The organism is Winogradskyella endarachnes (genome assembly GCF_009741275.1).
In the GTDB taxonomy this organism is placed as follows: Bacteria; Bacteroidota; Bacteroidia; order Flavobacteriales; family Flavobacteriaceae; genus Winogradskyella; species Winogradskyella endarachnes.
The window spans coordinates 39,168-61,537 of the sequence record NZ_WOWS01000004.1 but is presented as its reverse complement, the minus strand read 5'-3'; the positions used below and the strand labels follow the sequence as shown (position 1 = coordinate 61,537).

At 31.4% G+C, this 22,370-nt stretch carries 20 protein-coding genes; 8 read left to right on the top strand and 12 right to left on the bottom strand.

Translation table 11 applies throughout. The features are described 5' to 3' along the window. Nucleotides 1-42: 42 nt before the first annotated feature. The 6 genes from GN138_RS11090 to hemA form a co-directional block, all read right to left on the bottom strand. Nucleotides 43-582 (bottom strand): GNAT family N-acetyltransferase, encoded by a 540-nt coding sequence (locus tag GN138_RS11090; protein ID WP_157364070.1) that lies wholly within the window; start codon nt 580-582, stop codon nt 43-45. Further along, the gene (locus GN138_RS11085; RefSeq protein ID WP_157364069.1) at nt 582-1,349 is read right to left on the bottom strand and encodes an EI24 domain-containing protein; all 768 of its coding nucleotides are present in this window, start codon (nt 1,347-1,349) and stop codon (nt 582-584) included. Before GN138_RS11085 ends, GN138_RS11090 begins: the two co-directional genes overlap by 1 nt. Nucleotides 1,350-1,522: 173 nt before the next feature. After that, nucleotides 1,523-2,554 carry a uroporphyrinogen decarboxylase gene (hemE, locus tag GN138_RS11080; RefSeq protein WP_157364068.1) on the bottom strand — a complete coding sequence of 344 codons (1,032 nt, stop codon included), beginning with the start codon at nt 2,552-2,554 and terminating at the stop codon, nt 1,523-1,525. Between the two features lie 50 nt (nt 2,555-2,604). Then, entirely contained in the window at nt 2,605-2,961 is a 357-nt protein-coding gene (locus GN138_RS11075) for a four helix bundle protein (RefSeq protein WP_157364067.1), read from the bottom strand. Between the two features lie 78 nt (nt 2,962-3,039). After that, nucleotides 3,040-4,620, bottom strand: a complete 1,581-nt coding sequence (hemC, locus tag GN138_RS11070; protein WP_157364066.1) for a hydroxymethylbilane synthase — start codon at nt 4,618-4,620, stop codon at nt 3,040-3,042. Further along, nucleotides 4,613-5,860 (bottom strand): glutamyl-tRNA reductase, encoded by a 1,248-nt coding sequence (hemA, locus tag GN138_RS11065; protein WP_157364065.1) that lies wholly within the window; start codon nt 5,858-5,860, stop codon nt 4,613-4,615. Before hemA ends, hemC begins: the two co-directional genes overlap by 8 nt. 209 nt (nt 5,861-6,069) lie before the next feature. On the opposite strand from hemA, the gene GN138_RS11060 reads away from it, so the two are divergent. Then, complete coding sequence (locus GN138_RS11060) at nt 6,070-6,969, top strand: helix-turn-helix transcriptional regulator (RefSeq protein ID WP_157364064.1); 900 nt, start codon at nt 6,070-6,072, stop codon at nt 6,967-6,969. A gap of 115 nt (nt 6,970-7,084) precedes the next feature. Here the strand turns inward: GN138_RS11060 and GN138_RS11055 are convergent, their stop codons facing one another. Continuing rightward, nucleotides 7,085-10,606 (bottom strand): TraB/GumN family protein, encoded by a 3,522-nt coding sequence (locus GN138_RS11055; protein WP_157364063.1) that lies wholly within the window; start codon nt 10,604-10,606, stop codon nt 7,085-7,087. A 221-nt stretch (nt 10,607-10,827) separates the two neighbouring features. Between GN138_RS11055 and hemH the strand changes: the two genes are divergently transcribed. The 5 genes from hemH to GN138_RS11030 all read left to right on the top strand — a co-directional run bounded on the left by hemH (nt 10,828) and on the right by GN138_RS11030 (nt 16,325). Further along, on the top strand, nt 10,828-11,865 hold the full coding sequence (gene hemH / locus GN138_RS11050; RefSeq protein ID WP_157364062.1) for a ferrochelatase: 1,038 nt from the start codon (nt 10,828-10,830) through the stop codon (nt 11,863-11,865). Beyond that, nucleotides 11,865-13,220, top strand: coding sequence for an MATE family efflux transporter (locus GN138_RS11045; protein WP_157364061.1), 1,356 nt, complete (start codon nt 11,865-11,867; stop codon nt 13,218-13,220). The genes hemH and GN138_RS11045 overlap by 1 nt, the downstream gene beginning before the upstream one ends. A 56-nt stretch (nt 13,221-13,276) precedes the next feature. Continuing rightward, entirely contained in the window at nt 13,277-13,825 is a 549-nt protein-coding gene (locus GN138_RS11040; protein ID WP_157364060.1) for a CopD family protein, read from the top strand. A gap of 140 nt (nt 13,826-13,965) precedes the next feature. Beyond that, the gene (locus GN138_RS11035) at nt 13,966-15,423 is read left to right on the top strand and encodes a sensor histidine kinase (protein ID WP_231743072.1); all 1,458 of its coding nucleotides are present in this window, start codon (nt 13,966-13,968) and stop codon (nt 15,421-15,423) included. Between the two features lie 119 nt (nt 15,424-15,542). After that, on the top strand, nt 15,543-16,325 hold the full coding sequence (locus GN138_RS11030; protein WP_157364059.1) for an enoyl-CoA hydratase/isomerase family protein: 783 nt from the start codon (nt 15,543-15,545) through the stop codon (nt 16,323-16,325). A gap of 757 nt (nt 16,326-17,082) precedes the next feature. Here GN138_RS11030 and GN138_RS11025 read toward each other — a convergent pair. Then, nucleotides 17,083-17,640 carry a hypothetical protein gene (locus GN138_RS11025; RefSeq protein ID WP_157364058.1) on the bottom strand — a complete coding sequence of 186 codons (558 nt, stop codon included), beginning with the start codon at nt 17,638-17,640 and terminating at the stop codon, nt 17,083-17,085. Between the two features lie 436 nt (nt 17,641-18,076). Continuing rightward, complete coding sequence (locus tag GN138_RS11020) at nt 18,077-18,634, bottom strand: hypothetical protein (RefSeq protein ID WP_157364057.1); 558 nt, start codon at nt 18,632-18,634, stop codon at nt 18,077-18,079. A gap of 243 nt (nt 18,635-18,877) precedes the next feature. On the opposite strand from GN138_RS11020, the gene GN138_RS11015 reads away from it, so the two are divergent. Beyond that, nucleotides 18,878-19,756, top strand: coding sequence for an AraC family transcriptional regulator (locus tag GN138_RS11015; RefSeq protein WP_157364056.1), 879 nt, complete (start codon nt 18,878-18,880; stop codon nt 19,754-19,756). 16 nt (nt 19,757-19,772) lie between these two features. Continuing rightward, nucleotides 19,773-19,946: a hypothetical protein gene (locus tag GN138_RS16045; RefSeq protein ID WP_197429344.1), complete on the top strand. Its 174-nt coding sequence runs from the start codon at nt 19,773-19,775 to the stop codon at nt 19,944-19,946. Between the two features lie 5 nt (nt 19,947-19,951). Here GN138_RS16045 and GN138_RS11010 read toward each other — a convergent pair whose 3' ends face one another. From GN138_RS11010 to GN138_RS11000, 3 genes are read right to left on the bottom strand one after another with little or no spacing between them, the layout of a single operon-like run. Beyond that, nucleotides 19,952-20,614 (bottom strand): HD domain-containing protein, encoded by a 663-nt coding sequence (locus GN138_RS11010; RefSeq protein ID WP_157364055.1) that lies wholly within the window; start codon nt 20,612-20,614, stop codon nt 19,952-19,954. 9 nt (nt 20,615-20,623) lie between these two features. Continuing rightward, nucleotides 20,624-21,604, bottom strand: a complete 981-nt coding sequence (locus GN138_RS11005; RefSeq protein ID WP_157364054.1) for an acyl-ACP desaturase — start codon at nt 21,602-21,604, stop codon at nt 20,624-20,626. Between the two features lie 20 nt (nt 21,605-21,624). After that, nucleotides 21,625-22,362 (bottom strand): lysophospholipid acyltransferase family protein, encoded by a 738-nt coding sequence (locus tag GN138_RS11000; RefSeq protein WP_317162741.1) that lies wholly within the window; start codon nt 22,360-22,362, stop codon nt 21,625-21,627. Between the last annotated feature and the right edge of the window lie 8 nt (nt 22,363-22,370).

Genomic DNA, 22,370 nt, shown 5'->3' with positions numbered 1-22,370 from the left:
CTTGCAGGATTGTAATGTTTGTTAGCTGGTTTTTAAAACCTGCTAGGTCTTAGAAACTAATTCATACAACTCCATATCCAAAGGTTGCTCTCCAATTGGTGTAAACTCATTAATTAATGTCTTAATCCATTTAAAATTATTTTTCAACGCTACCTTTACACTACCTAAATTGTCTTTATGTGCTATAATTTGAAGTGTTTCTAATCCTAAATCTTCAAATGCATGTGTTGATAATAATTGAACAGCTTTAGAAGTTAAGCCTTGTCCTTCAAATGTATAACCAATACAATAAGCAAATTCGCCTTGTTTGATTTCCCAATTGATTTCTTTGAGATAAATTAATCCGGCAAGTGCTCTGGTTTCAGAATGTTTTAATGTGAATAGAAATTCCTCTTTGTTTTCAAAAGCTTTCACTTTAGATTCAACAAAGTAATTAGATAATGTTGGGTTGAGATTTTGCTCTAAAGTTTTAGGAAAATAACGTTTTAATCGGTCTTCATTGGCAACACAGAAATTACATACTTTCCAAGTGTCTCCGCCATGGATTGGGCCAATCTCAAAACCGTTAAACGCTGCAACCATTATACGACTACTGTATTTTGATTTAGTGTTTTCTCTTGTTCAATTAATTTTACAGTATTAAGTGAAGAGGCTGTTACACTCATTGGTAATACTAAAATAACGCCAACTACAGGAATCAATAGAAACAACATAAACACAATACCGTTACCTATAGCAATACCTTTATGTCTACCAACAAAATTGATACTTTCTCTGTATTTATAATGACGCTCTAACGTGTAATCCATATTACCAAAACCTGCGTAATAGGCTTGTAAGAGGAATAGCATAATGGTTGAAAAAATATTTACAATAGGAAAGAATTTTAACAGCAATAATGGAATGGTAAACAGTAGTTCTTTGCCTAAGTTTCTGATGTTTATTCTAATACCTCGCCATAGTTGTTCTTGAAACGTGGTGTTTCTGTGATTGTGCGGTTTTATTCCTGTTAAATGATGTTCAATTTTTTCTGAAACCGGACTCATAAATGGTGCAGAAAATGCCATGATGATGTGTTTGTAAAGGATTAAACCTATAGCAATAACCACAATGCCACCAATAAAGGTTGAGATGGATGTGAACGTTTCCTTTCCCCAATCCCAAAACCAAATTTTTGCAATAAAACGACCAATATTATCTGATAATCCGTAAGCGGAAAGTCCGATAATAAATGCCGTTACAACGCTAATGATTATAGGAATAGCGAAGTATTTCCAAAGTTTTAATTTTGAAATTAATGCCAAAGTTCCGGTATAGGCTTGGATGCCTTTTAATATGTTCCTTATCATATTATTGTTTTTGATGATGACTACTTAAAAGACGCAAAAACAGGCTTTAAGTTACAATAATTGATGTCTAAACTTACTATGCTTTAAAAGTTCATTTCAAAATTAAGAATATTTAAACACTTTTTTAAAATGACTAAGCCAACTGAGTTCGCGTTCCTTCCCAATTAGCAAGGCTAGGATGGGCTTTTATATTCCTTTACAGCATCAATAAATGCCTTAGCATTTTCTAAAGGAATATTTGGTAAAATACCATGACCTAAATTAACAATATACTTATCTTTTCCGAAATCGTTAATCATTTGAGTGACCATTTTCTTGATTTCAGCAGGTGGCGAAAATAAACGTGTTGGGTCAAAATTACCTTGTAACGTAATATTTCCTCCTGTTAGGTATCGTGCATTTTTTGCAGAGCACGTCCAATCTACACCTAAAGCAGATGCTCCAGATTTTGCCATAGTATCTAGTGCAAACCAACAACCTTTTCCGAAAGCGATAACTGGTGCATCATCTTTTAAAGCATCAATGATTTGTTGAATATATTGCCAAGAAAATTCTTGATAATCTACAGGCGATAACATGCCTCCCCAAGAATCGAATACTTGTACAGCATTACAACCTGCTTTTACTTTTTCTTTTAAATATGCAATGGTAGTATCTGTAATCTTTTGCAATAAACCATGCGCAGCAATAGGGTTTGTAAAACAAAATTCTTTGGCTTTATCAAAGTTTTTAGAGCCTTGCCCTTGCACACAATAACATAAAATGGTCCAAGGCGAACCAGCAAAACCAATCAACGGAATTTCGTCATTCAGTTTTTCTTTAGTCGCTTTAATGGCTTCGTAAACGTAGTTTAAAGCGTCTTTAACATCAGGAACAATAACATTATCCACATCCTTTTGAGAACGAATAGGATTTGGTAAGTAAGGCCCAAAGTTTGGTTTCATTTGTACCTCAATATTCATGGCTTGTGGAATTACCAAAATATCAGAAAACAAAATAGCAGCATCCATACCATAACGACGGATAGGTTGTACTGTAATTTCACTTGCTAATTCTGGGGTTTGGCAGCGTGTAAAGAAATCGTATTTCGCTTTGATTTCCATGAATTCTGGTAAGTATCTACCGGCTTGACGCATCATCCACACTGGTGGACGTTCTACTGTTTCGCCTTTTAATGCTCTAAGGAATAAATCGTTTTTTATCATGTTAGCCTTTGGCTTTTGGCTATTAGCTTTTGGCTTTTGGCCAGTTGCTATTAGCTGTTTTTAATCTTGCTTATTAAACTATTTATCATTCTTGCCTCTTTATGAATAAGTTCAAAAATGACTTTTAAATTTTCTTCAGGAATAAACTTAAGTTCCTTAGAAATAATTAATTGTGTTTCAACTTCAAAAAGTGAACCCATCGCTATTTCAAGGAAGCGTTTAAATTCTATATCACTATTTCTACTGCAACCTTCCGCAATATTGGATGGAATTGAAACGGCTGCTCTTGTAACTTGACTTCTTAATCCAAATTTTTCTTCTGATGGTAATTGCTGAGAAAGGACATAAACTTGTTTGACAATTGTAATTCCATTTTTCCAAATTTCAAGTGTCCTAAAATTTCTCATGTTTCAGCTTTTAGTTGTTTGCCGTTAGCTTTTAGCGTAACAGTGATGCTAAAAGCTAATGGCTAAGAGCCAACAGCTCTATTCATAAAACGCATTTACCAACTCCACAACACTATCAACCAAAGGCACTTTAGCAACCCTAACATCTTCAAAATACTTTCTAGCTTCCGTAGCTGTCGTTTCACCTATACAAAAGGCAATACCTTTAGCTTTATTCTGCTTTAAGAAACTTTGTACGGTAGAAGGACTGTAAAACATCACACCATCTAAATCGCCTTCTACTTTTTCGGCATCAAACTTTGTTTCGTAGGCTTCAACTTCGTTGACTTTTATGTTGTTTTCTTCTAAAATGTCTGGAATAGTATCTAATCTTAAATTACTACAGAAATAGGTAGCTTCCGTTCCATCCATATATTCAACCATATGTTCGGCTAGAGCTTTTGCATTTTGTTCGTAATGCTTCACTTTTCCTATGCGTTTTTCAACTATACGTTTGGTTTTACGACCTACACAATAAATATTTTTGAATTGTAATTCTACTGCAGAAAAGTTAGTTAATAAGGCTTCAACCGCATTCTGACTCGTTATAATCACGTTTTCAATTTCGTTACGAATAATGCTTTTATTTAATCGATTGGGATTAATTTTGATAGCATCGTTGCTTTGTGCGACCACATCATCATGAAACTTAGCAACTTGGTCGTTAGTTAGTTTTTTGGTAGAATATATATTAGTAATCTTATCGCCTTGGGTTAACTCGTCAATTAGAACTTTTCCGCCTTTTCCTATGATATATTCGGCACAAAATTTAGCGACGTCGTCATGTTTACCTAAAGGCACCACTTTAGTCACTTCAATTTTTTTACTGCCGTCTTTACTTAAAAGAATCCCTTTAAAATTAACTTCTTCTGCCTTATTGACGTAGCAAATGGCTCCAATTGGTGCGGTACATCCACCTTCTAAACGGTTTAAGAATTCGCGTTCAATAGAGGTGCAAATTTGAGTGGTTTGGTCATTAATTTCAGAAAGTATAGCTCTAGTTTCTTCATCGGCTTCTAGGGCAGCAATCATTACAGCACCTTGTGCTGGCGCAGGAATCATCCAACCTAAATTAATTGAGTTTTCTGGGGTAATACCTAAACGCCCTAAACCTGCAGCTGCGAAAATAGCGCCATTCCAATCTTCGTTTTCTTCAAGTTTTTCTAGTCGTCTATTAACATTTCCTCGCAAACCAACAACGGTATGTGTTGGGTAGCGGTTAAGCCATTGTGCACGTCGTCTTAAACTTCCGGTGGCGATAACGGCATCTCTAGCCGATAAAAACTCTTCGTTATTTTTAAACACCAAAGTGTCGTTAATGTTTCCTCGTTTTAAAACAGCAGCTTGTACAATACCTTTTGGTAAAATGGTTGGCACATCTTTTAAGGAATGCACTGCAATATCAATGCTGCCATTAAGCATGGCGATATCTAGGGTTTTAGTAAATACGCCTGTAATTCCCATTTCGTATAAGGGCTTGTCTAGTACTAAATCTCCTGTTGATTTTACAGGAACTAAAACGGTTTTATGACCTAAATGTTCAAGTTGAGATTGAACAGTTTTTGCTTGCCACATAGCGAGCTGGCTGTCGCGTGTGCCAATGCGAATAATTTTAGACATTATCGGTAGTTTCTAACTGAAATATTTTTTTGATAAGCTCTATGCTTTCATCTGAAGACGTGCTGTCTTCTCTTAAGTGGTGTGCAAACTGATTGGTGATTTTCTGAATGAGATTATTAGTAATCAATTCTGCTTGGTCTTCATTGAAGTTAGCTAATTTTTTACGTTGGGTATTGAATTCAGAATTTTTGAAATCTGTCAATTTATGTTTTATTGCCTGAATGGTTGGTACAAATTTAAGTGTGTCTAGCCATGCATTAAATTCGGCTGTAATATCTTCAATTATAGCTTCTGCTGCAGGAATAAAAGCTTTGCGTTTTTCTAAAGTATCGTCAGTAATTTTAGCCAAATCATCTAAATGTACCAAAGTGATGTTCGGAAGGTCTTTAATATCTTCGTTTACATTTTTAGGAATTGATAAATCTAAAATCAATAATGGCTTTTGAGTTGTTATTAAAGATTTATAAACTGTTGGGTGTTGTGCACCTGTGGCCACAATAACGATATCTGAAGCGTTGAGTTCTTCGGTTAAATTCTCATAATCTTTTACAATTAGATTGAATTTTCCAGCGACTTCTTCTGCTTTAGTTTTGGTTCTGTTGATTAAAGTGATGTGCGAATTTTTAGTGTGTTTTACTAAATTTTCACAGGTGTTTCTTCCTATTTTTCCGGTGCCAAAGAGTAGAATGTTCTTTTCAGATATAGATTCTACATTATTCATTATATATTGTACAGAGGCAAAAGAGACAGACGTTGCTCCAGAAGAAAGTTCGGTTTCGTTTTTAATGCGCTTGCTTGCCTGAATTACGGAATTCACTAAACGCTCCGTAAACGAATTTAATAAACCGACTTTACGAGACGCTTTTGCACTAAATTTAAGCTGACTAATAATTTCAAAATCGCCAAGAATTTGACTATCTAAACCAGAACCAACACGAAACATGTGGTTAATAGCGTCTTTATTTTTATGAACGTAGGCAACCTCTCTAAATTCTTCAACCGTTCCTTTTGTATTGTCACACAATAATTGAATGAGTTGAAAAGGGTGTTCTGCAAAACCATAAAGTTCTGTTCTGTTACATGTAGAAATAACCAAAAGGCTATCTACACCATTTTGTTTGGCTTGAGACAAAACGTTTTGTTTTGCGTTATCACTTAAACTAAAATGGCCACGTACGCGCGCATCAGCTTTTTTATAGCTGAGACCTATAGCGTAAAAATGTTTGCTTCTGTTTGGCATGTGTTGCTTTACTCGTTTACCTGACTTATGAAAGTAACAGCGCAAATGTAATTTTGATATTTATAAAAAAACAACGCTAGAAGAACTTTTAGTATCGATTGTGGTTTTTTAACATGCATTTTAACTTAAAGATGATAAATATCATACTTTTGTAGTAAAATTAGGGTTTAAGACTCTATTTGTTTAGAACGAATCTAAATAACTTTGAAATGAATTTAAAAAAAACGGCTATTAAAAGTATCGCTAAAGGTGCTTTTGACGAAGTTAAATTAGAAGAAGGATTTTTTGTTTTAACGAGCAAAAATGATGGAGACAACACTAAAGTTCTTGAGCGCGAGATTGATAGCAGTTACATACAATTTCATTTTTGTAATAAGGGTTCAGCAGCTTTTATGTTTAATCAAGGGAATTACTCGTTAAATATAGATGAAGAAACTTCATTGTTACTTTACAATCCGCAACGCGATTTACCGATTCATTTAGAATTGCGACCCCATTCTTGGTTGGTGTCTTTGGTAATTTCTATTAAAAAATTTCATGGCTTATTTTCTGAAGATGCCAATTACGTTACCTTTTTAACTGATGATAATAAGGATAAAAAATATTACAAGGATGGCAAAATTTCACCCTCTATGGCTGTGGTATTAAACCAGTTAATTAGCTTTAATCTTAACAATTCTATTAAGTCTTTATATTTTAAAGGTAAAGCCTATGAGTTATTAAGCTTGTTTTTTAACCGAAGCGAAGATGCTGATATTGAGCAATGTCCTTATTTAGTAGATGAGGTTAATGTAGCGAAATTGAAAAAAGCAAAAGACATCATCATTGCCAATATGGCTGAGCCACCAACCTTACAAGAATTGGCAGATGACATAGATTTGAGTCTTAAAAAATTAAAAGAAGGTTTTAAACAGATATATGGCGATTCGGTGTTTAGCTTTTTGTTTGATTATAAAATGGAAGTGGCTCGTAAGCTTTTAGAATCTGGTGATTATAACGTTAACGAAGTTGGTTTAAAAGTAGGTTACAGCACAGGTAGCCACTTTATTGCGGCTTTTAAGAAGAAATTTGGGACAACGCCTAAGAAGTATATAACGGCTTCTAGTTGAAGTTAAATATATTTTTAATAACTCGTTAAAAATAGGTTTTCTAAATCCTCAATATTACTTTCTTACTAAAGGCTATTATTTCTTTTAAAACAATAGCTTTTAATTTTTTGCTTGATTAATAATCATAATAATTACCATTACCACTTGGTGTTACACGTTCGCGGTCTTTGTAGATAGCCAAATTTATAATTTCTGTGTATTGCTCTTCTAACTCTTTTGTTTTATCAACGATAGTACCATAACTTTCAGATTTAGAATAATAGTCTACCACCAATTCTGTTGGGTCTTTTGGTTTAATAAATGAGATGTAATGTAAGGCCTCAACTTTACCAGAATAATCGTCGTCTTTATCTATTTTAAAGAAATACATTACAGCGTCTTTGTGCCCTTTATCTGTTTTAAATTCGCGTTTAAAAAGAAATTGAACAGAGTCGGTTTCTTTTTCAAAATTAGCATCAGATAATAGTTTAGATTTTGCAAATTGTTGCTGATTAATTTTAAATGATTTTAATTTCTTTAAAAGTTTAGCGTCATTTAATTCTTCTATGACCAAGTATAGGTTTTCTTCATCATCTATAAGCTTTTGAGTTAATTTAGCAGGAATAGCTTCTTTTGCTTTAGTTAATAAAACATAGTATTTAACAAGTGCATTGGTGTCATCTACATTAAGTAGTTTTTCAAAGAAATCTTGAGCTGATCGTTCTTTTCTGTATGGGAAAATAAGTCTTACAAAAGTGGCCAAACTATAGGAGTAAGAGTTATAACCGTAACTGTTGTTTCCTAAGCTACGTTTTACTTCAATTTTACCATCGTTAATTAATTGATTCTTATATTTTTTATAAGATTTTGTTTTTATATAGCCACTATCTTTTACTCTAGCCAACAGATTGTATAAGGGTTGTTTATACTCTGAAATGGTTGAATATTCTAATATTTTTGGAAAAAGCGTTGCTTTTAATTGTAAAGAATCTTTTCTGTAATAGTTATAAAACATACTACTAACACTTCCTAATGGCAAGTCGCGTTCCATTAATTCTAAAGCTAAATTATAGTTCTCTTTATTATTAGACTCAAACAAACCATCTAAAATTGCTGTTTGTGTTTGTGTATCTGAATAACTGTCTAGATACAATTGCTTAATAAAGGGAAGATTGTTTTTTAAATCTATTTCAATTAGTTGCCCTACTAAATAAGATTTTATGTCTAAGCGTTCTTTATCAAATTCAAAATCTTTTAAAACAGATACAATTTCTTTACTGTTATGTTTCTTAAATTTAATTAAGCCATAAGATTCTAAAATAATACTATCTTTTGCTCTTAAGGCTTCAAAAAATTGCCCGGTTTTATCTTTAAGGACGCTTTTCCCCATAAGTGTATCAATAGGTGTAAAAGAGTCGTAAAATTCGGTTACAAATTTTGAAGGACCACTTATAGAATCTACCAAGGTCTTTAATTCAAAAAGTACACCTTTCTTTAAAATATTTTTTACCAAAACTTGTTTGGCACTTGAAGAATCAGTGTAGCTAAAACGATGGGTATATATAGAATCTTTATTAGTAGAGTTTCGATTAGAGATTTTAAAACCTTTTTTAGCATCAAAATAATAGCCACCATAATTAACTTGTTTTTCTAGATTAGCCCATACACTATCTATGTTATGAAACATTTGGAGGTCGTGATATTTAGTTCTAGTAATATAAATTTGCTCGTTTGCCTGTGTAGAATATGTTGTTTCGTTTACTTTTTTCTCGTAGGCTTTATCCTTTTTCCCAGTATTGTAACCATAACCGTATCCATAAGGGTTTGGAGCTGGTGCTTTTGAGTTGGTATGTACAGAAAAATGCAAGGATGTATCTATAACTTTGTTAAAACCAGAGTAGTCAGTTTTGTTAAATTTAAAGGATTTAAAAAAAGCATTTTTATCATCTTCTTTAGTGCCAACATAACCTAGTAAATAATAACTACCATCCTTTACAATGGTTTTTAAATGCAAATGTTTTTGAGAAGTAGCATCTAATAACGCTTTAGACTCATAGGTTTTGTAATCTCCAGCTTTAAAACCACCTTCTTTTTCTTCTAATTTGTAATTTTTGTACAAAGCATGATGGAAATATTTAGCTTCAAAACTATCTTCTTCAATATAAGATATGTCGTTTAAAACGGCTTCTTCAACAAAGTAATAAGCATCATTTTTATAACCTTCTATTAGTTTTTTTCCGAAATTATTCATGTTACTTGAAACATAATACTCAGGGAAATCAACTTGAAATTTTTTGTGAGGTGAGACAAATAGTTTTGTCTTGCTAGTTGGTGTTTTTAAGGTAATAGAATCGAATATTTTGTTTTGATGTTTAAGCACAAAATCACTTCTACCAGCAAATTTTATAATAATAATTTCTAATGGTGTTTGATAAATATGATATTTCTGAAATTCACCTTTTTTGGTTTTGTTTACAATACTGATTCCAGGATAAGGTGCGGTTAATTCTTCCTTTTTAATAATATCACCCGGAATATCTTCGTATAATAAATGGTCTATATCCTGAAGAGTGATATTTTCCTTTTCGTTTGGTAAATACAAAAAACGACTAATTCTATTCATGGTTAAATATGCACCATTAGTCATGTCTGGATCTAGATAATATTTTTGTCCGCCATAAGAGAATTCACGTAATTCATCGTAAGTATTTATGCTAATAAAATTGTCTGGTGTACTATGCCTTTTGAGTACAGGAGGAATAAATAAACTATCTAATTTAGTTTTTTCGGTTTTACTGTAATCTGTTTGCTCAGAGGTTAAGGATTTTACGGTGTAGCCTCTTTTGCGTAGCATATTAATCATGCCTTGCTCACCTGGTAAATGTGCTGCGCCTACACCGGCAAAAACAGATTTGGTTGGCATTAATTCTATTAATGCAACTACCATATTCTTATTACGAATATAAAGCATGTTCTCTCTATAGAATTCAGTATTTACACCAGCACCAATAGAATCTAATAAATCTAAGTTTCTATCGCGATATAAGTTTTCTTGTATTAAATAGGGATTTTCCTTGGCGTATAGTTTCTGTACCCAAGGGTCTAATTCCTTTTTGTTAGCGTTATAAGCAGCTTTAGTTGTTAAATAACGAGACTCTGCTAAATCTTCTAAAGCGTATATATCTTTATTATTTTTCTTACCGGCCTGAAAAATAAACATATCTAAATAGGTTTCTTCTTCAAAATTATCTGAGCCATAATTTTTTCTATATAAATACGCATTAACAGCATTATTATCCATTCTTACCGAGCCTCTAATTGCCATTTCTTCTGGATGCATTAGCTTAAACAAATTGGTGTAAAATTCATTGTTATTGTTTGTGTATGCAGTCATTTGGTCTAACATCATTTCATAATTAAAACCAGGCCATGTAGTTGGGTCAGATTCTAAAGCAATACAATCACTATCTTCTAATGCTTTGTAAAATACATCATCTAAACGGAAAGCCACTTTTTTGCTAACGTGCATGGTACCATAAAGGTAAGATGGTTTTTCTAGTCCGTTTCCGGAAATTTCCCAGAGTAAGCTCTGATATTTTTGTTGAGAGAAAGCGATTATTGTAAAAAAAGTAAGAAATAGCGATAGGGTTTTTTTCATAATATGTAGTTGTCAAGTCTTGTAAAGATATCTAAATCCTTTAAATAGCCATATATAATTAGTAAAACTCGTTAAAAAGTTAAATTTATAGTAGTTTATTATTAATAGAATAACTTTAAATTTTATAAAATATTTGATGATATCACTATAAATAAAACCTATGCTGTTCTTCTTACAGTATTGTAAATAGTGTTGTATTTTTGTATTAGAAAAGAAAAAGCATGTCAAAAGGAATTTTATTAGTCAATTTGGGCTCTCCAGATAGTCCAAATCCAAAGGATGTAAAGAAATACTTGGGAGAATTTTTAATGGATGAGCGTGTTATAGATTTACCATTATTAGCACGTACATTATTAGTAAAAGGTATTATTTTAAATACTAGACCCAAAGCATCTGCCGCTGCATACAAGAAAATTTGGTGGGAGGAAGGTTCGCCTTTAATTGTTTTGTCAGAACGACTTCAAGAAAAGCTTCAAAACAAAGTAGATTATCCTGTGGCACTAGCCATGCGTTATGGAAGCATGACTATTAAAAAAGGATTACAAGAGTTAGTAGATAAAGGCTGTACTGAAATAAAAACTGTACCATTGTATCCTCAATTTGCTATGGCAACTACGGAAACTATTGATGTAAAAATAGATGAGTTGGTTGCTGAATTTTTTCCTGAGGTAAAAATTACAAGAACGCCTGCATTTTATCATCGCCAAGATTACATAGATGTACTTTCTAAAAGTATTGGAGAAGTTTTAAACGATTTAGATTACGAGCATATTCTTTTTAGTTACCATGGTGTGCCAGAACGACACATAAGAAAAAGTGATATTACCAATGGCAATTGTAAAATGAACGGAAAATGTTGCTTTAAAAAAGGGAGTAAGCAGCATGAGTTCTGTTACCGTCATCAATGCGAAATTACAACGGTAAATGTCGCTAAAAAACTAGGGTTAAAAAACGGAACGTATTCTACAACATTTCAATCTAGGCTTGGTTTTGACCCATGGTTAAAGCCATATACAGATCGTACTATTGAGAGAATGGGAAAGGAGGGTGTTAAAAAAATGGCGATTGTAACACCTGCTTTTGTAAGTGATTGTTTAGAAACTTTAGAAGAAATTGCCATGGAAGGTAAGGAGATTTTTCACGAAATGGGAGGAGAAGAATTCACTGTTATTCCGTGCCTTAATGAGCGCGATGATTTTGCGCAAGTACTTGCAAATATTACAGACGAGTGGGTAAATGCTGAAACTATGGCCAAATAATGGCAAAAGTGTCTTCACAAGATTTAGGAACAGAACCTATAGGTAAATTACTAATAAAGCAAGCCGTGCCTGCGGCTATTGGTATACTGGTAATGTCACTTAATATTTTAGTAGATACTATTTTTGTTGGTAATTGGATTGGCTCTACAGCCATTGCGGCTATAAATGTTGTGCTACCAGTTTCTTTCTTTATAGCGGCATTGGGTATGGCTATTGGTGTTGGAGGTTCTTCAATAATTTCTCGAGCCTTAGGCGCAGATAATAAACTAAAAGCCCTAAAGACCTTTGGTAATCAGTTGTCTCTTACATTTTTGTTTACAATTACATTTGCTGTTTTTGGCGTGTATTTTGTTGATACATTAATACCAGCTTTTGGAGGTAAAGGAAACATTTTTGAACCAGCAAAAATCTATTACGAAATTATACTTTACGGTGTTCCTGTTTTGGGATTTGTAATGTTGGGTAATAATGTAATAAGAGCAGAAGGTAAACCAAAATTTGCCATGTATGCTATGTTAATTCCATCTGTTGGAAACCTAGTTTTAGATTATGTTTTTATTAATGTTTTAGATTACGGAATGGCTGGAGCAGCTTGGGCAACAACTGGATCATACATTGTTGCATTCTTATTTATATTCTGGTATTTTTTATCTGTAAATTCTGAGTTAAAAATTAATCTTTCGCATTTTGGTTTTAATAAAGCTATAGTTTCAGAAATTGGGTCTTTGGGTTTTGTAACCTTAGCCAGACAAGCCGTTGTAAGTGTAACGTTTTTATTAGTTAATAATGCACTTTACGATTTTGGAGGCGAAACGTCTGTTACAACCTACGCCATTATAGGAAGATTAAGCATGTTTGCCTTATTTCCTGTTTTTGGTATTACCCAAGGTTTTATACCTATTGCAGGTTTTAATTTTGGTGCAAAAAAATACAATAGAGTTAAAGAAGTAATATACACAGCTATTAAGTATGCGACTATATTAGGAACGCTTGTTTTTATTGGTCTTATGTTTTTTCCTGAAGTTATAACTAAATGGTTTACAACAGATGTCCATGTTATTAGAGAAACACCAAGTAATATGAGATGGACGTTTGCAGCTGTACCAATTTTAGCACTTCAGCTTATTGGAGCAGCATATTTTCAGGCTGTAGGTAAAGCTTTACCAGCGTTGTTATTAACATTAACCAGGCAAGCTATTTTCTTTATTCCGTTAATGTATATTTTGCCATTATATTTAGGAGAATTTGGCATTTGGTTATCATTTCCTATTGCAGATTTACTTTCTACACTTGTAACAGCTTATTTTTTGTATCGTGAAGTTAATTTAAATCTTAACTCTAAAACAACAGTGTAAGCTTTTAATCTGTAATTTTACATTATTGTATAAATTTCAATTTATTGTTTAATCTCATGGAATATTACAACTACATAAAATCCTTACATCTCATATTTGTAATTACATGGTTTGCGGGTTTATTTTACATTCCTAGATTATTTGTATATCAGATAGAAGCGTTTCATAAACCATCACCAGAAAAGGAAATTTTAGGCAAGCAATTAAAATTAATGTCTAAACGTTTGTGGTATATTATTACTTGGCCTTCTGCAATATTAGCAACTTTATTTGCGGTTTGGTTAATGATATTAATGCCGAGTTGGTTTCAGCAAGGATGGATGAATGTAAAACTACTATTTGTCTTATTACTTTTTATTTATCATTATAAAACACACATTTATTATAAACAACTTCAAAATGATGAGGTAAAAATAACCTCTAGTTTTATGAGAATTTGGAATGAAGGCGCAACCTTTATTTTATTTGCCGTTGTTTTTTTAGTGATTCTTAAAAATTCTATTAATTGGATTTTTGGAATTGTTGGTTTAGTTGTTTTGGGTGTTTTAATTATGTTGGGCTTTAAGCTTTATAAAAATATTCGTTCTAAAAATCCGGAAGCATAGTTTTATTAAGGTGCTTAATTTTTCCTAAATATTAGGGTTTTTCATTTTTAGAATTTACAACTACCGTCTTTGGATTGATTATTGCTATATTTAAGTTTATATTTTTAAAATTAAAACCGCTTTATCATAAGTTAATTTAAATGAATAAAAAACGTCTTTCTTTAAGAGCCAGAATCATTTTAAACATGGTTCTTTTGGTATTGGTAGCTTCGGTATTAATAGCGGCTGTTACTATATACCAATATAGGGAAGAAGCAAAAGATTATCATAGAGAGCGTTTAGAGCGCAAAGAAAAAGCTATAAAGCAAAGCATAAATTTTGTTATAAGAGAAACTACCTATCCTGTTACAACTGAAAATATTCCATTAATTTTTAAAGAGGAAATATTTGATATTGATGCTATTCATAATCTTCAGATTAATTTATATGATTTAGATGGTCAGTTGCTAAAAAGTTCAAAAAGAACCATTCAAAGAGATACCACAGACCTCTGCTTGGATCCTGAAATTTTAAACACATTATCTAATACTTTAGAGCATCGTTATGTAGTGAAAAATGTTGAAGCCGGACAGACATTTCAATCGTCCTACACCTATATAACCGATGAGAAATTTAAGAATTTAGCTATTTTAAACTTACCATATTTAGAAAATGATGATTTTTTAAACAAAGAACTTAAAGAGTTTTTAATTCGTTTATCATTGGCATACGTTGTTCTAATTTTGGTAGCCATAATTTTCGCTTATTTTATATCAAAATTTATCACCAAATCACTAAGAACCATTAGTGATAAAATGAATGAAACTCGTTTAGAAAAAAGAAATAAGAAAATACAAATAAAATCTACCAGTGCAGAAATTGAAACTTTAGTCAATTCATATAATAGTATGATTGATGAGTTAGAAGCTAGTGCTGTGGTCTTGGCAACTAATGAGCGTGAACAGGCTTGGAGAGAAATGGCAAAGCAAGTAGCACACGAGATTAAAAACCCGTTAACACCCATGCGGTTAACAGTGCAAAGTTTTCAGCGTAAGTTTAATCCTAAAGATGAGAACATACATCAAAAAGTTAATGAATATAGTAATACGCTAATTCAGCAAATTGATATTATGAGTTCTATTGCTTCTGCTTTTTCTAATTTTGCTAAAATGCCCGCTCAAAAAAGTGAAGATTTAAACGTGGTGCATATTGTAAAATTAGCTCTCGATATTTTTAATGAGAGTTATATAGAATTTCATTCTGAAGATGATGAAATTATGGCTAAGTTCGATAGAACACAACTTATTAGAGTGGTAACTAACCTAGTTAAAAATGGTATTCAGGCGATTTCTAATGAGCATCAAAATCCTAAAATTTTAGTACGTGTATTTAGTGATGAGTATAATGTTAATATTACTGTAGAAGATAATGGTGATGGTATAGAAGAAGAAACCAAGTCTAAAATATTTGAACCTAAATTTACAACAAAGTCTAGTGGTATGGGATTAGGTTTAGCCATGGTTAAAAACATTGTAGAAACTTACAAAGGAAGTATTATCTTTACATCAGAGTTAGGTAAAGGCACTATTTTCACTGTTAGTTTTCCTAAAAACCAATAGACACAGTTAATTAATAAGTGTTTTAGCAACTCTTCAATTACGCTAAGTGTTTTAAAAAAAAATGTAAAGCACAGATTATTAAACAACAAGACTACTTTTTTTGTAAAAAATCTTTTAGAATGAACTACGATAATATTTTAACAACTGTCTCTAATGGCATAACTACAATTACAATTAATAGGCCTAAAAAGTTAAATGCTTTAAATAGAGATACTATTAAAGAACTGCACTATGGATTTGATGCAGCTGATAAGGATAGAAATACTAAAGTAATTATTATTACAGGTAGTGGCGAAAAAGCTTTTGTTGCAGGAGCTGATATTAGTGAGTTTGCAGATTTTGATGTAAAAGCTGGAGATAAATTAGCCGCAAAGGGTCATGAATTATTATTTGATTTTGTTGAAAATCTAAAAACGCCTGTAATTGCAGCAGTTAATGGTTTTGCACTTGGTGGAGGTTTAGAACTGGCAATGGCAAGCCACTTTAGAATTGCTAGTACTAATGCAAAAATGGGATTACCAGAAACCTCACTTGGTCTTATTCCTGGTTATGGAGGCACACAACGTTTGCCGCAATTAGTTGGTAAAGGTAGAGCCATGGAAATGATTATGACAGCTACTATGATTGATGCTAACCAAGCCCTTAATTATGGATTAATAAACCATGTTGTAGCACAAGATGAGTTGTTGCCATTTGCAGAGAAGTTAGCTGGTAAAATTATGCGAAACTCTTCTGTTGCTATAGGTAAAGCTATTAAGGCTATTAATGCCAATTACAAAGATGGTAAAGATGGTTATAAAGTAGAAATTACGCAATTTGGAAAATGCTTTGGTACTGAGGATTTTGTGGAAGGAACTACGGCTTTCTTAGAAAAACGTAAAGCTGATTTTCCTGGTAAATAGAATGTTACCTTTGATCCGTTTTCTTAGAGGTTAATTTATTAATAAAATAAAGTGGTGCTAGTAAAATAAAGCTAGCGATAACCAGTGGGCTCATTATTAGCAATTGTATTTTGTAAAGCTGATACATAATTATAGATGTTAATTTTGGGCGAATGTAAAACCTGTTTAAACAGCAGAAAACAATACTTTTACCTAATAACTGTACAGAATTAACCTAACATTTTAAGACATAATTTACAAGTCAAGAAAGTTTTAAATCAAGGAAATTATAGATTGCAATATAAAAGTAGATTTACTTTAGTAGAAAGGATAGTATTTTCACTTACAGAATATTATTAATAAATAAACTAAAGAGTTTTAAACAAAAAAAAGTGGGTTCTCTACTACCCACTTTTTTAACTAAATAAATAAACTAATAATATATAAACAACAATTTATATTCTAACTAATAGATGAAACTTTGTTTTCATCTTTTTTGCACTATAATCAAACCTTCATTTTATCTCTTCCTTAATAACTAAGTGCTTATACAAATTTAAATAACATTAAGTATGTAGAAAACATCAATTTTGGCTAAAATGTATGCTAAATTAACCAATAGATAATTAGCTCTAATTCCAATAGGTAATTTTGTATATATTAGAGTTAATTTGCTACACATTTAACATATTGTTATTAGTTATAAAATGTGAATACAAAAAAAAGTGGACGTTATAAACATCCACTTTTTATTTAAAATTTAAATCTTAATGTATCACTAGAGGTTAAAATTGGTAATAAATATTCTATCGTTAGATTTAATAATTGTTGAATAGCTTCCTTTTTGGCTTTCATCTAGTTTATAAACTCTACTTAAAACAGTGTCTCCTGCTAATGATTCTGTATGAATTAATTCACCTTCAAAATATAGTTCTATTTCCATTGTTTCACCTTCTAACGCTAATTTTGTTATTAGAATAGAAGCGTTTTCTTGTCTTACAACAGGTTTGTGTATTGTTTTTTTGTTAGTTTCTAATATTGATACAATACTATCATTTACCTCAATAGTGCTTACTTCAATTTTATAGCCACTAGTAACTTCTACATCATATTTACCATTTTTTAATTGGCTAAAGTCGTATAATGAGATTAAATTTCCACTATTATTAATTTCTCCACTGTAAATGACTTCTCCAAAAGCATCAGATACAGAAATGTGATTTCCTTTGTTAACGTATTTAAAAGCTGATTCAACTTTTAAAACTTCGTTTGCGTAGCTAGTAGATGAGCCTAACACTACCGCTAATACTAAAATAATTTTAAATACTTTTTTCATAATAATATGGTATTAAGTGATTACTGATACAAATATATAATGCATTTAAAGTACTGAAAACATGCATTTTAACGAATAACTATTCTAAATTAACTTAAGAATTTGACTATTGTGTGGTAACGGATAATATAGATGTTTTTAATGTTAATTTTCTATAGAAATGATATTTTGATACAATTTGCAGACTGGAACTAATTAAATTTTTTTGACAACTATAACTGAATAAAAATTTAGCTTCCTAATTGACTTACTCTTTAAGATTTGATGAAATAGTAAATTGATGATGGTATAGAAGATTAATATCTTAAAGGTTATGTAGAAATAAATAAATGCGACGTGCAGAATAATTTCTTAAAAGAATATTACAAACTGTTGAAAACAAAAAAAGTAGGCTAATTAAGCCTACTTTTTTATTAAAGTTAATGTCTAAATTTATTTAGATTCTAAAAGTTTCAACAAATACTCGGTCATTAGATTTAATTACAGCAGTGTATTCTCCTCTTTGAGTGTTATCTAATTGGTAAATTCTATTTAAAATATCTTCACCTGTAACAGTTTCTGTATGGATTAGGTTGTTTTCATAGTACAACTCTACTTCCATTTCATTTGTATCAATTGCTATTTTAGAAATAATAATTTTAGAATCTTTTGTTCTAAATACAGGTTTAAAGATTTTTTCGCTTTTTGCTTCTATAAAAGTTACAATATTGTTTTTTACTTTAACCGAATTAACAACAATTTCATAATCTTTATTAACTTCTACTTTATAGGTTCCGTCGTTTAATTGAGAGAAATCATAAAGATGTTGTAAGTTTCCGTTGTAGTTAATACGTCCGTTATAAATAACTGCTCCAGACTCATCTTTTACAGAAATTAGGTCTCCTTCGTTTACATTATTAAAAGTAGGTGAAACTTCTAATGCAGCATTTGCGTAGCTTGTGCATGTTCCTAACATCACTGCTAATACTAAAATGTTTTTAAATAATGTTTTCATAATGTTTCATTTTTATTATAAACTGAATTTTAAATTTTTAAAATCAGTTCATTTAATTCAACACTACAAAGTTATAGTGGTAATGACGTTTAGAAAACAACAGATTTGGCTACTTTATATACAAAATTAACCTAATGATTGTTAATAAAACTGTAAATTGTTAATTTAGTGTATGTTTTTGGTAATTTTACATAGTTTGTCATTAGAAATAGAAATTAACTTTGTAATTAATTGTTTAAGAAAATGAAAGCAAGAAAACCTACTTTAGAAAAAATTAGTCCAGAATTTGGAAGTTCTTTACTGGTAAAGAAACACATGATGGACGTCTACAAAGGTGAAACCAAACCATTTTGGCATTTTCACCCAGAAATTGAATTGGTGTATGTCAATAAAGGACAAGGAAAACGACATATAGGAAATCACCTGTCTTATTTTAATAATAGCCAATTGTTACTAATTGGTCCTAATTTACCACATTATGGCTTTACCGATAGGTTAACAATTAATGGGTCTGAGACTTTAGTACAGTTTAAACCAGAATTTTTGGGTGATCATTTTTTTAATATTCCTGAGATGGGCAAAATTAATACCTTATTTGAGCGCTCTAAAAAAGGAATTCTTTTTGGTATAAAAACAAAACAAAAGCTTGGCGCTAAAATTGAAAAGTTAAATGAAAAAGAAGGCTTTAAAAAAATATTAATCCTTTTAGAAGTTCTACATGGTTTAGCAAAGGCAGATGACTACACCTTATTAAATGTTGATGGCTTTGCTTTTGAAACTGAACCACAAGATAGTGCTAAGATAGATATTATATTTAAGCATATCAATGAGAATTTTAAAGGCCATATTAGCTTAGATGAAATATCAGAAAAGGTGAGTATGACGGTTCCTGCCTTTTGTCGTTACTTTAAAAAAGTAACAGGTAAAACGTTTACAAAATTGGTAAACGAATATAGAGTGGTGCACGCTACTAAGTTATTGTCTGAAAGCCAAATGAGTATTGCAGATGTAAGTTTTGAGTGTGGGTTTAATAATTTTTCGCATTTTAATAAGCTGTTTAAAGAATTTACTGGTAAAAGCGCTTCTAAATATAGAAGTGAATTAAAACTAATGGTACAATAACAGCAACGTATTGTATATGGAAGATAAAATAGATATTACCATAGCCTATTATACTAAAAAAGGGCAAGATATTTTAGATGCAGTGAACTCTAATGACAATCTTACTGCAGACCAAATTATTCATTATGGCGAAGAAATGGCTGCTATTGAGTATAAGTTAACAGCTTTAGAAGTTGCTAAAGAGAATTAACACGTTTATTTTTTGCCTTCCCATTCTGCATAAAATTGTTTTAAAAAGCCTTTCATATAATTGTGTCTTTCTAAAGCAATACGTTTACCAGTTTTAGTATTCATTTGGTCTTTTAAGAGTAACAATTTTTCATAAAAATGATTAATTGTAGGCGCATTAGAGTTTTTATACTCTGCCTTTGTCATGTTAAGATTAGGCTTAATTTCTGGATTATATAATGCTCTGTTTTTAAAACCTCCATAGTTAAAACAACGTGCAATACCAATAGCTCCAATGGCATCTAAACGATCAGCATCTTGTACAACTTCCATTTCTAAAGAATTAAAAGCTGTGTTTAAATCAAAAGAGTTTTTAAAAGACATGTTATCTATGATTTGCGCAACATGTTCTATAATTTCACTATCCACATTTTTGCTTAGTAGAAAAGCGCTAGCTTTTTTAGAGCCTATAGTTTCGTCACCATTATGAAATTTAGAATCTGCAATATCATGAAGTAAAGCTGCTAAAGAAACCACGGTAATATTTACATTTTCGTGCTTAGCAATTAATAATGTGTTTTTATAAACACGTTCAACATGAAACCAATCGTGTCCGCCTTCTGCATTTTTAAGTTCAGTTTTAACAAAGTCTATTGTAGAAGCTATGAGTTGTTTTTCAGAAACTGTCATTCTTAACATTTATGCAGGATCAACCCATTTAAATTGAAATGAATTTTCTGGTATTTTCATACGTTCAGATAAGCGATACATTCTAGGAGGTAATTTCATTAAATAATCTCTAGCTCTTTCAGCTTCATCTGTAAGATTTGTGATTTTGTCAATCTCCCAACGTTTAATTAATTTTTGTAAAATATCTACATAATCAGTAGAAGTGTAAACGCCAATACGTTGTGCTGTATTAGAAAATTCTTCAAAAGCAGCACCAATACTTTCACCAGATTCTCTTAAAAAGTGTGCTGGCATGGCAATTTTTCGCTTCATCATATCGTAAAAAGCCATCATCATTTGGCTTGGATCTACGGCAAAAATACGTTCTACAAATTCTGAATAAGCATGGTGGTGACGCATCTCATCGCCAGAAATAATTTTACACATTTTAGCCAATTGCTTATTACCTTTTTGTTTGGCAATTTTAGCCACTCGGTTGTGAGAAATATAAGTTGCTAATTCTTGAAAACTGGTATAAACAAAGTTTTTGTAAGGGTCTCTTCCTGTACCTATATCAAAACCATCATTAATTAAATATTGTGTAGTTTTTTCAACTTCGCGCATGTTTACACGTCCAGATAGGTATAAATATTTATTTAAAACGTCTCCATGTCTGTTTTCTTCACCTGTCCAATGTCTTACCCAAGTAGACCATCCGTTATGCTCCGTTTGATTAACACCCTCTACGTCCATAAGCCAAGACTCGTAGGTTGGTAAAGCTTCTTCTGTTATCATATCACCTACTAAAACTACCCAAAAATCATAAGGTAATTCTTTAGAGAGTTCTCTAATTTCTCGTACGTCCTCAAAAAATGTATCCTTTTTAGAATCTGGTAAAAAATCAGTTGGTTGCCAAATTTTTTCAACAGGAATTAAATATTTTTCTATAAGTGATTGTACATCTTTTTCAAGATGTTGCATCACTTCTAAACGTACATTTTTCAAAGACATATGTAGAGTTTTTTTCTTGTTTAGCGCTCAATGGCATCAACTATTGTTTTTTCAATTTGTTGAATTAATTCAGTCTTATCCGTAAAGTTAGTAATTTCTAGAGGCTTATGCACTTTAAATTTAATATGATTTCCTATTCCCATAGGGAAATTACCATACCTTAACATCTTCCAAGAATTATTAACAGTTATAGGTATTATTAATGCCGAAGGTATTTTTTTTATTAAAAGTTCTAATCCTTTTGTTTTAAACGGTTTTGGTACACCATTTTTACTACGTGTACCTTCCGGAAAAATAACGGCTGCTCTATTGGTACTTTCTATATATTCAGCAAATTTCATCATTGCTGGTAATGCTTGTCTTGGATTTTTTCTGTCTATTAATACAGAGCCACCATGGCGCAAATTGTAAGAGATACTTGGTATACCTTTACCAAGTTCTTTTTTTGAAACAAATTTTACATGGTGTTTGCGCATGTACCATAGAATAGGTGAAATATCAAACATACTTTGGTGGTTGGCAACAATAATTAAAGGTTGGTCAGTATTTAAAGTATAGGGATTGTTAAAAGAAATTCTTGTGCCTAAAATATTAAGACATCTTATAATGGCCAATTGCAAAAAATCTACAACAACTTTTAATCCTTTATAGCCAAATATATTATAAGAAAACCATTGTATAGCCTGAAATATGACTAGAGTTATACCAAAACATAAATAAAAAATAACCGAAAGCGGATAGGAAATAATTTTTTGCACAATAAAAG

Excerpts from the sequence above, each read along its gene's own strand:
- GN138_RS11010 (WP_157364055.1), bottom strand. The coding sequence starts at position 20,614 with ATGACAGTTTCTGAAAAACAACTCATAGCTTCTACAATAGACTTTGTT.
- hemH (WP_157364062.1), top strand. The coding sequence starts at position 10,828 with ATGTCAAAAGGAATTTTATTAGTCAATTTGGGCTCTCCAGATAGTCCA.
- GN138_RS11025 (WP_157364058.1), bottom strand. The coding sequence starts at position 17,640 with ATGAAAAAAGTATTTAAAATTATTTTAGTATTAGCGGTAGTGTTAGGC.
- GN138_RS11085 (WP_157364069.1), bottom strand. The coding sequence starts at position 1,349 with ATGATAAGGAACATATTAAAAGGCATCCAAGCCTATACCGGAACTTTG.
- hemE (WP_157364068.1), bottom strand. The coding sequence starts at position 2,554 with ATGATAAAAAACGATTTATTCCTTAGAGCATTAAAAGGCGAAACAGTA.
- GN138_RS11035 (WP_231743072.1), top strand. The coding sequence starts at position 13,966 with ATGAATAAAAAACGTCTTTCTTTAAGAGCCAGAATCATTTTAAACATG.
- GN138_RS11030 (WP_157364059.1), top strand. The coding sequence starts at position 15,543 with ATGAACTACGATAATATTTTAACAACTGTCTCTAATGGCATAACTACA.
- hemC (WP_157364066.1), bottom strand. The coding sequence starts at position 4,620 with ATGTCTAAAATTATTCGCATTGGCACACGCGACAGCCAGCTCGCTATG.
- hemA (WP_157364065.1), bottom strand. The coding sequence starts at position 5,860 with ATGCCAAACAGAAGCAAACATTTTTACGCTATAGGTCTCAGCTATAAA.
- GN138_RS11005 (WP_157364054.1), bottom strand. The coding sequence starts at position 21,604 with ATGTCTTTGAAAAATGTACGTTTAGAAGTGATGCAACATCTTGAAAAA.
- GN138_RS11075 (WP_157364067.1), bottom strand. The coding sequence starts at position 2,961 with ATGAGAAATTTTAGGACACTTGAAATTTGGAAAAATGGAATTACAATT.
- GN138_RS11060 (WP_157364064.1), top strand. The coding sequence starts at position 6,070 with ATGAATTTAAAAAAAACGGCTATTAAAAGTATCGCTAAAGGTGCTTTT.
- GN138_RS11045 (WP_157364061.1), top strand. The coding sequence starts at position 11,865 with ATGGCAAAAGTGTCTTCACAAGATTTAGGAACAGAACCTATAGGTAAA.
- GN138_RS11020 (WP_157364057.1), bottom strand. The coding sequence starts at position 18,634 with ATGAAAACATTATTTAAAAACATTTTAGTATTAGCAGTGATGTTAGGA.
- GN138_RS11015 (WP_157364056.1), top strand. The coding sequence starts at position 18,878 with ATGAAAGCAAGAAAACCTACTTTAGAAAAAATTAGTCCAGAATTTGGA.
- GN138_RS11040 (WP_157364060.1), top strand. The coding sequence starts at position 13,277 with ATGGAATATTACAACTACATAAAATCCTTACATCTCATATTTGTAATT.
- GN138_RS11090 (WP_157364070.1), bottom strand. The coding sequence starts at position 582 with ATGGTTGCAGCGTTTAACGGTTTTGAGATTGGCCCAATCCATGGCGGA.
- GN138_RS16045 (WP_197429344.1), top strand. The coding sequence starts at position 19,773 with ATGGAAGATAAAATAGATATTACCATAGCCTATTATACTAAAAAAGGG.
- GN138_RS11055 (WP_157364063.1), bottom strand. The coding sequence starts at position 10,606 with ATGAAAAAAACCCTATCGCTATTTCTTACTTTTTTTACAATAATCGCT.